We start from the raw sequence: 14447 nt of genomic DNA, 5'->3' as shown, positions 1-14447 counted from the left end.
TTATTCGCTGTGGAATAAGGGATTATTGTATAAGCAGTTGGTTAAAAAAACCTGTAATTTTTATAAAATAAATTATTCACGTACGGCCAGCGTTTGCTTCTTCTGAACACGCTTATAGGTATACGCACACATCATAATACTGAATTCATACAGCAATACCAACGGAAATGCAGCCATCAGCATACTTAAAACGTCCGCGGGTGTAATAATCGCGGCAACCACCATAATGAGGACAATCGCGTGGCGGCGGTACATCCGCATAAACTTAGGTGTAAGAATCCCGATCAGCGTGGTGAAATAAACCAAAACCGGAAAGAGAAAAATCAGTCCCATCCCGAGCACCACCTGCATAAATAAAGTAGTGTAATCCGTCAGGTCAAAAAGCTGCGTGATCGTGTCTGATACTTTAAATAACAATCCGAAATTAATCGCAAACGGCAGAATCAGGAAATACCCGCACAAAACGCCGGTCATAAAAAGAATCCAGATAAAATTAATCAGAAAGACGGAATTTTTTCTTTCGTTCGGATGTAAAGCGGGCGAGATAAACCGCCACAGTTCCCAGACCAGATACGGAAAAGCGGCCACCATACCACCAAAGATGGAAACGGCCATCATCACATTAAACTGCTCAAAGAGTTTTTTCTGCTGCACCGCGAAATTATCGGGCAGCATAATACTGTTTTCGCCAATCAGTTCACGCGAGAAATGATTAACCACGCGGAAGGTAAAAAAGTCATTGCGGGTCGGGCCGAAAAAAATATGGTCCATGATCCAGTTAACGTTAAAACCCACGACAATGGCACATACAATCACAGCAATCAGCGAACGAATTAAATGCCCGCGCAATTCGCCAATGTGGCCCCAGAATGACATATCTTTTGCTTCACTCACAAGATGTTATTTTTATGGTAGGCAGCCAGTTACTTTTCGGGCTGCGACTGCGAATTTACTGATTTAGCCTGGTTTCAGGAAATGCCGGAAGCAGCAAATGCTTTGGTCTTAATTAATTCCTTCGTCCAGCAATCTGTGCAGATCGATAATTCCTGAATAATTCCCTTGTTCCGTTACAATAAGCTGCCCGATATTATTCTGCTTCAGTATTTGCATTGCCTCGCGGGCGAGTGCGTCCTTATCAATACTTTTCGGATGATTACTCATAATATCTTTTGCCTGAATCTGCGAAAAATCCTGCTCGCTCATAAGCATTCGCCGCAGGTCACCATCCGTAATAACACCTGTTATATTTTCGCCGTCCGACACCACCGTAATGCCGTGCTTGGAACTGCTGATAGAAATAATAATATCGCGCAATCCTGCTTCGGGTGCCACCATTGGCTTTTGTTCAGATAAAAACTGACTCACACGAGCGGTGAGATTTTTCCCTAAGCTGCCGCCCGGATGAAACTTCGCAAAATCCTTTGGCTGAAACTGGTTAAGTTCCATGAGGGCTACTGCCAGAGCATCGCCCATCGCCATTTGTACTGTGGTGGAGCTGGTGGGCGCCAATTTGATCGGGCAGGCTTCTTTCTGCACTCTCGTATCCAGCACTACATCCGCGCCAAGTGCCAGTTTGCTGTCGCGGTTGCCGGTCATGCCGATCAGCGCAGCGGAATAATCTTTAAGAAAAGGAACCAGCGTTACAATCTCCGGTGAGTTGCCGGAATTGGAAATACACAGCACCACGTCCGATTTTTGAATCACGCCCAGGTCACCGTGAATGGCTTCTGAAGCATGGAGAAACTGCGCCGGAGTTCCTGTAGAATTTAAAGTCGCAACCATTTTATTACCCACGTGCGCTGACTTCCCGATTCCAACAACAATGAGTTTTCCGGCAGCCGCCCGGATCAGGTGTACTGCTTTTGCAAATTCTTCACCGAGGCGCTGTTCCAGCAGCTGCATTTCTCCAATTTCAGTAAGCAGTGCTTGCTTTCCGGCTTCAATAATTTCCTGGTCGGTCATGGTTTGTCTTTTGTGTGATATTTAACTTTTAATAAAAAATGTATCTAAAAACCGATTACAATAAGCCGCATCTTTTCTATTTAATGATAATTATCAATCAGAATTACCGGTTTCAGTTTAAAGCCATATTGGCATTTGTGATTTTTATTTTTTATCTTTGAATTTAGTGCAAATTTAAAAAAGAATAGCCAGACCACAGGTTGAATTTTTAGGGTTCAGCCTCTTCACGGCTTTAAGCACTTATTTACTTGAACGACAATGAATACATCTTACACCGATTTATCCCAGGAGTTAAAAAAATATTTCGGTTTTTCAACATTTAAAGGTCATCAGGAACGAATTATAGAAACGCTGCTTCAGGGTAACGATGTTTTCGTGCTGATGCCGACAGGTGGCGGAAAATCACTTTGTTATCAGCTGCCCGCACTCATTTCCGAAGGAACTGCGATTGTGGTGTCACCGCTGATTGCCCTAATGAAGAATCAGGTAGACGCCATCAATGGTTTGTCGCCGGTGGAGGGCGTGGCGCATGTTTTAAATTCATCGCTTAATAAATCACAGACCAAACAGGTTTTTGATGACATCCGTGCAGGCGTGACCAAACTGTTATATGTGGCACCCGAGTCCTTGATAAAAGATGAATATCTTGATTTTCTGAAAGACGTTAAAATTTCTTTCGTGGCAATTGATGAAGCGCACTGTATTTCGGAATGGGGACACGATTTCCGGCCGGAATACCGCAACCTGAAATCCATTATTGATAAAATTGCAGATGTTCCGGTGATTGCACTTACCGCTACAGCGACGCCGAAAGTACAGGATGATATCCAGAAAACGTTGGGCATGACCAAAGCAGTGGTATTTAAGGAAAGCTTTAACCGGCCGAATCTTTTTTATGAAGTACGCCCCAAAGTTAATATTGATCGCGAGATTGTAAAATTTATTAATCAGCGAAAAGGCAAGTCGGGCATTGTGTATTGCCTGAGCCGCCGCAAGGTGGAAGAGTTTGCCCAATTGCTACAGGTGAACGGAATTAATGCTTTGCCATATCATGCTGGATTAGACCAAAAAACAAGGGTGGCCAATCAGGATAAATTCCTGATGGAAGAAGCGGACATTATTGTGGCGACCATTGCCTTCGGGATGGGAATTGACAAACCCGATGTTCGGTTTGTCATACATTATGATATTCCAAAATCGCTGGAAAGTTACTATCAGGAAACAGGGCGTGCCGGTCGCGATGGTGGCGAAGGATATTGCCTGGCTTTCTATGATCCCAAGGACATTGAAAAACTCGAGAAATTCTTGGCGCAAAAACCCGTTTCTGAGCGCGAGATTGGTTTGCAGCTTTTAAATGAGGTGGTAGGGTATGCGGAAACATGCATGAGCCGCCGACAATATATATTATATTATTTTGGTGAACAGTTTGACCCGGTGAATGGTCTGGGGGCAGATATGTGTGATAACTCAGTGAATCCACCGGTGCTCAAAGATGCCGGCAATGCTTTACAGAAAATTCTGAACGTCGTAAAAGATCTGGAAGAGAAGTTCCGCACAAAAGATCTGATTGCCGTTCTTGCCGGGAAAGAAAATCCGGTGGTGAAATCCTATAAACTCAATACCTCAAAACACTTTGGCTCCGGTGCGGCTGAAACTGAAAATTACTGGAAATCGGTGATTCGCCAAGCAACGGTGCAGAATTATCTGCAGAAAGATATTGAAACCTACGGCGTACTGAAACTTACAGAAAAAGGCAGAGTAGCGCTGCAGGGAAATCACCAGCCCTTTATGATTGCGGAAGACCGTGAATATAATCTGGAGCAATCACGCGCTGATTCCGAGCGTGGTGCGGGCAAAGCAGTTAATACCATGGATGAAAAACTGTTTGCACAGCTTAAAGAGCTTCGCAAGAATATGGCGAAAAAGCTCGGTCAGCCGCCCTATACCATTTTTATGGATGCCAGCCTGGAGGATATGACACTGCAATACCCGACGACTGTGGAGGAAGTTGCTAACATTTATGGAGTGGGCGATGGCAAAGCGCGTAAGTTTGGGAAAGAATTCGCCGCGTTCATTAAAAATTATGTCGAAGAAAACGGCATTGAGCGCATGCAGGATATGGTGATGAAAACCGTTGCCAAAAAAGGCAGTCATAAAGTTTTTATCATTCAGAGTACTGATAAGAAAATTGACCTGGAAGATATTGCCAAAGCCAAGAATCTCTCCATGGATGATCTGCTGAAGGAAATGGAGCAAATTGTGTATCAGGGAACCAAACTGAACATAGATTATTATATCGATGAAAACTTCGACGAAGACATCGTAAGCGATTTCATGGACTTTATGAATGAAAGCGACAGCGACAGCATGAAAGTGTTGCTGGCAGAATTCGGGGATGATCTGAGCGACGAAGAAGTGCGGATGCTGAGGATTAAATTCATCTCGGATGTCGCAAACTAAAAGTGCTGCAGCAGGTAAACCGCTGCAGCTTATTTTTATACTTCCGGATCTGGAGGCTGGCGGTGCGGAAAGAATTGTGACAACCCTCGCCAATAACCTGCCGCGAGCATATTTTCAGCCAAAGATTATGCTCATGCGCAAAGAAGGCCCGTACCTGGCTTTTTTGCAAGATGATGTGGAAGTCATCGATTTGAGAGTTAAGCGTATTCGCTCTTCTTTATTTCCAATCCTCAGGGAAATCCGAAAACGGCAGCCTGATATTGTCTTTTCAGGTTTCGGCGAGGTGAACGCCTATCTTTCTCCCTTCATCAGATTATTTCCGAAAACAAAATTTATCGCGAGGGAAACCAACGTGGTTTCTGAGCATGTTACGCGCAGAAGTATTCGTTTTTTCTATAAGTTTTATCCGTCATACCATCGTATTATCTGCCAGAGTGATGACATGAAAAATGACCTGTTGAGTAATTTTAAACTTAAGGAAAAAAAGCTTATTAAAATTAATAATCCGGTTGATTTTGATTTTATAGAGAACCAGTTAGAAGGGCAGGAGCAACCTGTTGTGTACAACGGCGGACAAAAAAATATAGTCGCGGTCGGGAATTTATCTGCGCGCAAAGGTTTTGATAATTTGCTGCGCGTATTTGCTCATTTAAAAGATGAAAATATCCACCTGCATATTTTGGGCAATGGTGCAGATAAAGAAAAGCTGTTGACATTGCAGAAAGAACTTGGTTTGCAAAAAATATTTTTTCACGGACAGCAATCCAATCCCTATCCATATTTAAAATTTGCAGATGCGTTCGTATTATCTTCGCGCTATGAAGGTTTTCCGAATGTTTTGCTGGAAGCGGGCGCCTGCGGAACAATAGCGGTGGCAAATAATTGTCCGGGCGGAATTACTGAAATTATTGAGGACGGAATTAATGGCTACACAGGCAATATCGATGACCATACTGCCTTCGCGGAGCTTATAAAGAAAGTTCTTGATGAACCGGGGAATTCCGTCCGCATTAAAGAAAGCATTCACCGCAGATTTTCGTTACCGGTAATTTTGACCCAGTACGAAAAAGCATTACTAAGCCTTTAATTTTCCGCAACAAAAAGCTGCCAGTTTTCTTCAGAGCTATACTTTACTACCCACGACCGATCCGCTGGCGCCAGGAAAATTTCGCCATGCCATTGATTAAATAATTCCGCGGAGTAACGTTCCACCAATTGCTGTAAACTTATCTGAACCGTGCAGCCATATTTTCTATATTCAAGCGTAATAGCAGAATCATTTTTGTGCAGAAAGGAACTAATGTAGAGGAGTAAATCCTTGCCTTTTCTTTCTGTGCGATGCTCCTTAAGTTCAGAAAAGCTTAAAGTCGTTGTGTCAGTGTCAATACGTCCGAAACCGTAACGCGTAAACAGCGGTTTTTGGAAAAGATTTGCTACTGTCTTTTTATCTGCTGTATCAGGAATCGACAGGCGTACGATCCGATAGGAAATTTGCTGGTGGTGAAGCTCTTCCAGAATATCCAAGCAGGGCATTAATTGTTCGCGTATATAGCAATCGGTCGCAAGCCGCAGTTGTTTCACTCTTTTTTCATCATAAAAAGTTTCCATTTTTTTTCATTTGTGTGTTGCCGCAAATACACCCTGTTTCATAAGGTATATAAACATGAAGAAATAAAATTTGCCCATTGGCAAAAAAGCATTAAAATTTATAAAAGTCAATACCTATTATTAGGTATATTTACGATTTTTATTGAAATCAGGTTTTCAAGCTGGCGATATTCAAAAACCATATTTTGCCGAACTTCTATAGGCGTGGCTTAAATATTTTGTAAATTTGCAGCAGTTTTATTTAAATCTTAAACAAAAGAAATATGAGTCAGTTTGATGTTACCGTGATTGGTTCCGGCCCCGGAGGGTATGTGGCAGCCATCCGTTGTGCACAGTTGGGAATGAAAACCGCTATTATCGAAAAATATCCTACCATGGGCGGTACCTGCCTGAACGTGGGATGTATTCCTTCCAAGGCTTTGCTGGACAGCTCGGAGCATTTTGAAAACGCCTCAAAACATTTTGGGCAACACGGGATTATCATTGATACACCGAAAGCGGATATCCAACAAATGGTCGCGCGCAAAAATGAAGTAGTGGATCAAACGACCAAAGGAATCCAGTTCCTGATGGACAAAAATAAAATTACCGTTTTCGAAGGAGTGGGAAGTTTCGAATCTGCCACGAAGATTAAGGTTACAAAAAATGACGGCAGCTCAGAAGAGATTGAAAGTAAGTACACCATCATTGCTACCGGTTCCAAACCCAGCACACTGCCTTTTATTACCATTGATAAAGAAAGAATCATTACTTCTACTGAAGCCTTAAACCTGAAAGAAATTCCAAAGCACCTGATCGTGATCGGTGGTGGCGTTATCGGCCTGGAGCTCGGTTCTGTTTATAAAAGACTGGGTTCCGAAGTGACCGTGGTGGAATACATGGACAAAATCATTCCAACCATGGACGGCTCCTTATCTAAAGAACTTCAGAAAGTGCTGAAAAAGCAGGGAATGAAATTCAACCTTTCTACTGGTGTGAAAGCAGTAGAGAGAAACGGTGACACCATCAAGGTTTCCGCTACTGATAAAAAAGGAAAAGAACTGGAACTGGAAGGTGATTATGTTTTGGTTTCTGTTGGAAGAAAACCTTATACAGACGGTCTTGCACTGGATAAAGCCGGTGTGGATATGGATGAAAGAGGCCGTGTGAAAGTAAATGATCATCTTCAGACGAACGTTTCCAATATCTACGCAATCGGAGATGTGGTGCAGGGTGCTATGCTCGCGCACAAAGCTTCCGAAGAAGGCGTGCTGGTGGCTGAAACCATTGCCGGCCAGAAACCGCACATTGATTATAATTTAATTCCGGGCGTAGTCTACACCTGGCCGGAGGTAGCTGCAGTTGGCAAAACCGAAGAGGAACTGAAGGAAGAAGGCAGAGCTGTGAAAATCGGAAACTTCCCGATGCGTGCTTTGGGCCGCAGCCGTGCCTCCGGTGATACGGATGGTTTCATTAAAATCATCGCTGATGAAAAGACAGATGAAGTGCTTGGCGTACACATGATTGGTGCCCGCGCGGCTGATATGATTGCTGCGGCCGTTACGGCAATGGAATTCCGCGCAAGTGCGGAAGATATCGCGAGAATGTCGCATGCACACCCAACCTTTGCGGAAGGAATCAAAGAAGCTGCATTGGATGCAACCGCGAAGATCGCTATTCATTTCTAAGAGCAGTGGCCGATAAATTTAAAGGGAAGCAAATCCGCTTCTCTTTTTTTTGTGATAAAACTCAGAACCGCTTTTCAAATCTTGTTTGTAACTTGCTGTTTCAAATTTGTGAAAATGAAAAAAGGCATCATTATTCTTCTGGTTATTTCCATTCTCATTAATATTTTTTTGCTGTATCGTTTTTTTGCGGGCAGCACGGCTGAACTGAAGGAGGACACGCGCACAGTAATTACCATCAGCAATACCAATCGCGATTTTGTGATGGCTGAGATGCGTACCTTCCTGGAAGCAGTTCAGCATATTCAGGAAGGACTGCGGACGAACGATTATTCCAGAATTGAGAAGAATGCTGCCAATTCAGGCTTGTCGGTAGCCGAGCATGTGCCGGGCGAACTGTTCCGCACGTTGCCGGTACCTTTCAAAACGCTGGGCGCAGACACGCATACGAGATTTGATAAAATCGCTGAACTTGCCCGCCAAAATGCTAAGAAGGAGCAGATTAATGAGGAACTTTCCGGTGTCTTAAATAACTGTACTTCTTGTCACAGAACGTATAAACTGTCCGCGAAAGAATGGCAAACTCAATAATTTTAGGGCTGAGTAGGTTTTTGATTGATGAGGTTTCTGGTCCTGACAGAGATATCGTAGATCTTTTTCCGCGTTTGCTGCATACGGCCGACTGGTTGCAATATTTGCGGATTGTAAAAAGGATTAAAATTAATTTGCTCGGTTGCAGGTGCTGTGGGTTCTAGCAGATGATTAGCCGGCAGGGTTATTTTTCCTAATACAATTTCGGTTGCATCTTTCCATTCCTTCATTAAATCATTAATTGGCTGCTTTTCCAGATCACTGCACATCCTTAAAATCAGGTCACAGTGTAAATCATAATGGGTAAGATAATCCAGAACCGCATTCCCGGCGTTCTTATCCTTAATCTCTTTCACCGGATGCGGCCGCAGTTCGAGCTTCATTACATAATCGCCGATGCGATAGCAACCTATTCCTGAGTATTTAAAATTAAAGAAGAAATTTTTGCGTTTGCTTAAGTAGCCGGCACTCTTCTTTAACACATCAAAAGAAAAAAGCCCTCCGAAAAGTTTCACGCTTCTGGCAAGCAATAAAGGAAGGTCAAAGGCAGCGACCAAAAAGTTATCCTGTTTCGCAACGAGATAATGATTAACCGACGTAAAAAATTTCAGAAAATCACTAACCGAGTTGGTCGGAAATAAAGGAAAATTCACCAGCGGAAAGTTAGCATCTTCTCCCGCAACATCATGTATTTTTAAAGAAAAGCCATACAGCGGAATATCGGTTCCGGCTTTATTGATGACCAGGTTTGCATTGGAAAATCTGGCTGTGACTTCATATTTTTCTCCGGTGAAAATTTCTTTCACAAAATCCGGCAGGTCTTCCGCAACAATCAATTTCCCTTTAGCTACCGCATATGTTTTCGAATGTGCGTCACGGGTTGCATATGGCACTTTACTAATCGCGGCTGAACTGATAATAAACTGTTTCACGGAACGGGCTGCACGAACCAAATCCTTTTTTTCATCGCTGCTCAGCCGGTCAATTTCCGGTGTGTAGGGTACAAATTCTCTCATCATGTTTTTCCCGAAACCGCTGCAACAACTGTTCCCAAAGGATTGCGGGTAAATAACGTAACTTTGCAGAATTACCATTAAACTTCTTTTATGATATATCCCGGCAAAACACAATTACTAACTGTTAAAGAAAGAAACAGCTCCGGACTGATTCTCACCGATCATGACGGAGAACAATGTTTTCTTCCCAAAGTGTTTGCGCCCGCAGAAATTGCGGAAGGAACCGACCTGGAAGTTTTCGTCTATCAGGACGACGACAAACTGAAGGCAACTACCGAAAAGCCGTACGCAGAAGTAGGGGAGTTTGCAGTGGTGACGTGTGTGCAAAGTCTGCCGAGCGGCGCCTTCGTGGACTGGGGAATTATCAAAGACCTGTTTGTCCCCTATAAACAGCAGAAGGCAAAGATGGTCGAAGGCAAAAGGTATCTGGTTTATATCTATATTGATGAAGCCTTAGGCCTGGTAACAGGGACCACCAAGTTTAAGCGCAATCCGCAATATGATGACTTGCCGTTTAAAAAAGGGGATGCCGTGCAGCTTCTTATCATGGGTGAAGGAGAACTTGGCTGGAACGTGGTTATTAATAAAAAATACATCGGACTGGTGTACGCATCTGATGTCTATAAAAAACTCTACCCACTTTCAGAGGAGAAAGGTTATATTAAAACCATCAGGGAAGATGGCAAAATTGATGTTTCGCTCCAGCCGCAGGGATATGAAAACATCGATGAGTTCCAGCAAATTATACTCGATAAGCTGCACGAGAATTATGGACTGCTGTACTTGTCCGATAAATCAACTCCTGAAGAGATTCGTGACGAGTTAGAGATGAGTAAGAAAAACTTTAAGAAAGCGATTGGCGGCCTGTACCGCGATCACAAGATCGAAATTCTGGAAGATAAAATACGCCTCGCCGACGAAGGAGAATAAAAAAGAGCAGTACACACTGCTCTTTTTCAGTCGGGATGACTGGATTCGAACCAGCGACCCCTTGCACCCCATGCAAGTACGCTACCAGGCTGCGCTACATCCCGTTTTTGGTGGAGCAAAAGTAAGGATATTATTCAGATTTTGAAAGAGGTTTTCTGTGTATCATATCATCCGTCGTTTTGCGCCGGCGCACGCAAAGATTGTAGAACCGGCTGGTGGTTGAATTTCGGTGGAAAAGCAGCATTTACCTGTTTGTTAAATGCAGCCAGCCTGTAAACTGTCTTCCATCAGAAATTTTAATGCTGTACCAATAACTTGCAGTGGGTAACGGCCTTCCGCCGAAAGTTCCGTCCCATTCGAAATTATTATTTACAATTTTAAAAAATACTTTATTTCCATAGCGGTCGTAGACATGAACTTCACTACCGGGATAATTTTCGATGCCATCAATTTTCCAGGTATCATTAATTCCGTCCGCGTTGGGCGTAAAACTGTTCGAAATATTAAATAAGCTAAAATTAATCTGGCCGATAATACAATCTCCGGAAGTTTTTACATACGCTGTATAATTTCCATTACTGAGGCCTGAAAATGTATCATTGGTCTGCCAGGTACGGTTATCTAGTGAGTACAGGAAACTGCCGTTTTCGGAAAGTACAACTCTTGCTGTATTATTGCTTACATCCACGCGGATAATTGATGGTTGCGCTGCATAACTGACGACGACATCAGAATTGCTGCTACATCCAAAAATATTCTTCACCTCGATGGTATATATTCCCGCTTTTGTGACAGTTAAGTACTGAGAGGTGGAAAGTGGAGCAGGCGAGCCTTTTAAAGTCCATATATAAGCGGCAAAATCTTCGCCCGCATCCAACTCTGCACTCTGCCCTAAACAAAATTCTTTAACAGTATCAATGACAAGCTCGGATTTCGGATTTAAGATTAAGGTTAAGGTCTTCTGCACAAAACACCCGAGCGAGTTCGAGATCTTTACATTAAATACAGTTGTACCAACTGCAATTAGTGTATTTGATGGGTGTAAGATAGGCTGATTAGAGACATCAAAAAATTCAAAGATTAAACCTGCTGTATTGCTAATTAAATTGTTTTTATATTCATTGAGATTTACTATTTTGTTACCTCGTAGGTTGTCGCTACAAAGATTTACGTCAGCGTTGGTTGCGGGAATTCCTCCATCGGTAACTGCAACCTTTACGGCTAATTTTCTGCTGCTCTCACAGCCATTTACCGTTTGCGTACCAAAATACACCTGACCGTCAACAAGGGGAGTGTCAGGAGAAAAAATTGATCCGGCAGTATTATACCAGATAAGATTTTGACCAGTTGCCTGCAAATTTGCCACAGTTGGATTTTGCGCAGCACAAAATTCCTGCTCAGCATTTCCTGCAGGAGGAGCAGGATCACTTACTGTGACCGTTATTTCCACCTTTGCACTTTCGCAACCATCGACAGTTTGGGTGGCGAAATAGGATGTGCCATCAATAAGGGCTGTATTTTGATCCAATGTATTTCCCGCGGCATCGTACCATTTAATATCTGTGCCGATGATAGCAATATCTTTGATGGTGGGGTTGGTGGATTTGCAAAAAGTAGTATTTCTATCTCGTATAGGTTTGTCTATCCCTTTAACAATAACTTTTTGTTTTTGGCTGAGTGAAGTTCCATCCAAATCAGTATACGTCCACGTGATTAGATAGGTTCCTGGCGTGGTGTAAATCAGAGAATCGTTAGTTACACCGTAAACCTTTATTCCACAACCTGTTGTTGCTGTTGGAGTAGTACTTACTACGACAGTACAAAATGCTTCGATATCCGGAAGCGACAAATTGTCCAGTTGTAAAGGTCTGGTGTTTCCCACATGTACCCTGACAGAAAATATCCCTCCACACGACTGTCCTCCGGTCATCCGGACAAAATATTCGCCGGAATCATTTGCCTGGGCATTAATTATGGTTGGATTTTGTTCATAACTTTTAAATCCATTTGGTCCTGTCCATTCATATGTCGAACCACCGGAGGCAAATAACTGGAGATTTTGCCCAATGCAAGTTGGTGATGCCGATATATTTACTATTGACTCACAGTCTGCAAACTTAACTATGAACTGGTCATTGGTACGGTAATCCGTCGTTTGTTGGAAAGCGCCAGGAGTTGCGATGCCCGCTGTGTTTCTCGAGGACATCCCAGTAAGGTATAAATAACCTTCGTTATCCTGGGCCAAAAGACCGATTTGAGTTCCACCGTTTCCGGCGTAAAAGGTTGACCATACCTTGTTGAAGTCCAAGTCGTACTTCGTAAGAAAGATATTAGCTGAGCCATTATGCGCAGGCATGTACGCGTTGGGCGTAGTTACCGTCAGCAGTCTGGGATGATCGGCATCAGCTCTTCCGGTGACGAATATGTTTTTTTGATCATCGATATAAATTATTCCCGCGGTGTTTATGACATTAACTTCCTTATAGCTTTCAATAGTGCTTGTATTTGTGTTGATTAAGTAATAACAGAATGCGATTCTGTCCTGAATTCTTGCTCCAAGTAGAAGAGTGTCACCGAAACGCCGCCCATGGAGAAAAAGATATTCCGATGTATCATTCCCTAAATAGCTGGAACGTAGCAGACTGCCGCTTAGATTAAATTTTGCATAAATTCCGGTTAATTTTTTTCGGGTTTTTAACGGCTGGAAAGCTCTAATTTGTGGGAAATCTGTACTTGAGCTTGTACCAAGCAATTCGATACCAGAATCATTAATGCTGATGATGTTTTGGACCATCGTACCATGATTGCCGGTGAGATAAGTGAAATACTCTGGCGCTGCAGTAACAGCATCAAATTTGAGAAGAAAACCGGCTGTGTACATCATTTTATTTTCTTGAAATGCTCCGGGCGTTCCTAAATTTTCGACTACCGTATCCCCTACAAAATAAATTTTTCCATTGTAATATTTTACATCTGTTATGTGTGCTTCATCTTGATATGCGCCGTAGGCCTCATTCCCGGCTTCACTCCCATATTCATATATATTTTTAAAGGAGCCATTTTCTGAAAGAATTAAAAGCGTAAACTTTTGATGAAAGTAATATCGATTTCCGGGGTAACGCGGATTTGGTTTTTGCGAGGTAATACCAATATATACATTTGACTCTTCGTCAAAGTCAAGAGAACCAGCGTCATCAAAATAAGGCCTTCCATAATAAGTACCCCAAATTTTTCTTCCGTTTTTGTCAATTTTTATGACAAATGCATCAACAGCCTTCAAGTTATTTTGATATGCACCAGCAGTAGCAATATTATTAGAACTTCCGGTCCACCCATGGAAATAAATGTTGTTGTATTTGTCTGCTTTAATTTTGCCAAATTCCTCACCGTTTCCTCCCAGGTAACTACCCCAGATCCTCGTGGGTACCGGATCAATCACAATCTTCTGTTCTGATGTATCGATGTCTGATGCAAAGCGATAACGGTTTTTCCCAGTTTCTTTGAAAGTAACATCAAGTGCCTGCTTGCCGGAAATATTCTCTGTCCAGGACTGCGGGATTTCCTCTTCCATTTCGCCAAATAACATTTTCATCGCAATTTTTCCTTTCTTCAGCCGGGTTTTAGCACCTTTAAATTCAAACTGAATATCGGAAATTCTTCCACCCGGATGAATGATAAAATTATATTCTATTGCTTTTAAGCTATCATCCGGCTGAAAAAAAACGAGATCTACCTGTGGGTAAAGGTTTTTGTAAGTAAGTTTTTTGTAGCGATAAACCTTTTCAACAGACCTCACATTATCGGAAAAGTTGTGGTAATTGTCATAATCCGCGGATTTTCCTTCTACTAATATTTTGGGATTTGCGTTTGCATTTATAAAATCAATATCGACCCGATGAAAACGCTTCTTTCCCGCATCTTTAGCGTTTCCGAAAATTACTTCTTTCCCGGCAGTACGGTCATCTTGCCCTGATTTTTTCGCAATGATTCGTTCATAAACATCGTACGAAAATCCATTTTTCCGAAGCTGTACATTTAATCCGGGAGAAGTAAAAAGATATTTTACCGCCGTATTTTGATTGCCGTTTTGATCAATAATCTGTCCTTTATTTTCTTGAAAAGGGAAATCAGAAGAAGGTGCCTGTTGGCTTACTGTGTAAGAAGAAAATAGAATAAAGAAAGAAATAAGTAAATCTTTTATCATACAATGTATTTG

Annotated in this window: 10 protein-coding genes and 1 tRNA gene; 5 read left to right on the top strand and 6 right to left on the bottom strand. The window is 42.4% G+C overall.

The window, feature by feature from the left end; genetic code table 11:
* Positions 1-72: 72 nt before the first annotated feature.
* Together tatC and MVI27_RS06265 are read right to left on the bottom strand one after the other, a co-directional pair.
* Positions 73-894, bottom strand: a complete 822-nt coding sequence (gene tatC, locus MVI27_RS06270) for a twin-arginine translocase subunit TatC (RefSeq protein WP_246959956.1) — start codon at positions 892-894, stop codon at positions 73-75.
* Between the two features lie 108 nt (positions 895-1002).
* On the bottom strand, positions 1003-1962 hold the full coding sequence (locus tag MVI27_RS06265) for a KpsF/GutQ family sugar-phosphate isomerase (protein ID WP_246959955.1): 960 nt from the start codon (positions 1960-1962) through the stop codon (positions 1003-1005).
* 258 nt (positions 1963-2220) lie between these two features.
* Between MVI27_RS06265 and recQ the strand changes: the two genes are divergently transcribed.
* Positions 2221-4422: a DNA helicase RecQ gene (recQ, locus tag MVI27_RS06260; protein WP_246959954.1), complete on the top strand. Its 2202-nt coding sequence runs from the start codon at positions 2221-2223 to the stop codon at positions 4420-4422.
* Complete coding sequence (locus tag MVI27_RS06255; RefSeq protein ID WP_246959953.1) at positions 4409-5509, top strand: glycosyltransferase; 1101 nt, start codon at positions 4409-4411, stop codon at positions 5507-5509. Before recQ ends, MVI27_RS06255 begins: the two co-directional genes overlap by 14 nt.
* On the opposite strand, the gene MVI27_RS06250 is transcribed toward MVI27_RS06255, so the two are convergent.
* Positions 5506-6030 (bottom strand): hypothetical protein, encoded by a 525-nt coding sequence (locus tag MVI27_RS06250; protein WP_246959952.1) that lies wholly within the window; start codon positions 6028-6030, stop codon positions 5506-5508. The genes MVI27_RS06255 and MVI27_RS06250 overlap by 4 nt on opposite strands.
* 263 nt (positions 6031-6293) lie before the next feature.
* On the opposite strand from MVI27_RS06250, the gene lpdA reads away from it, so the two are divergent.
* Together lpdA and MVI27_RS06240 are read left to right on the top strand one after the other, a co-directional pair.
* The gene (lpdA, locus tag MVI27_RS06245) at positions 6294-7697 is read left to right on the top strand and encodes a dihydrolipoyl dehydrogenase (protein WP_246959951.1); all 1404 of its coding nucleotides are present in this window, start codon (positions 6294-6296) and stop codon (positions 7695-7697) included.
* Between the two features lie 114 nt (positions 7698-7811).
* Positions 7812-8285 carry a hypothetical protein gene (locus tag MVI27_RS06240; protein WP_246959950.1) on the top strand — a complete coding sequence of 158 codons (474 nt, stop codon included), beginning with the start codon at positions 7812-7814 and terminating at the stop codon, positions 8283-8285.
* Positions 8286-8287: 2 nt separating this feature from the next.
* Here MVI27_RS06240 and MVI27_RS06235 read toward each other — a convergent pair whose 3' ends face one another.
* Positions 8288-9304 carry a catalase family protein gene (locus MVI27_RS06235; protein ID WP_246959949.1) on the bottom strand — a complete coding sequence of 339 codons (1017 nt, stop codon included), beginning with the start codon at positions 9302-9304 and terminating at the stop codon, positions 8288-8290.
* Between the two features lie 87 nt (positions 9305-9391).
* On the opposite strand from MVI27_RS06235, the gene MVI27_RS06230 reads away from it, so the two are divergent.
* Positions 9392-10231 carry a CvfB family protein gene (locus MVI27_RS06230; protein ID WP_281432078.1) on the top strand — a complete coding sequence of 280 codons (840 nt, stop codon included), beginning with the start codon at positions 9392-9394 and terminating at the stop codon, positions 10229-10231.
* A gap of 30 nt (positions 10232-10261) precedes the next feature.
* Here MVI27_RS06230 and MVI27_RS06225 read toward each other — a convergent pair.
* Positions 10262-10335, bottom strand: a tRNA-Pro gene (locus tag MVI27_RS06225).
* 140 nt (positions 10336-10475) lie between these two features.
* Positions 10476-14435 carry a T9SS type B sorting domain-containing protein gene (locus MVI27_RS06220; RefSeq protein ID WP_246959948.1) on the bottom strand — a complete coding sequence of 1320 codons (3960 nt, stop codon included), beginning with the start codon at positions 14433-14435 and terminating at the stop codon, positions 10476-10478.
* Between the last annotated feature and the right edge of the window lie 12 nt (positions 14436-14447).

The organism is Chryseobacterium salipaludis (assembly GCF_022968825.1).
Lineage (GTDB): Bacteria > Bacteroidota > Bacteroidia > Flavobacteriales > Weeksellaceae > Kaistella > Kaistella salipaludis.
This window is presented reverse-complemented; position numbering and strand designations above follow the sequence as displayed.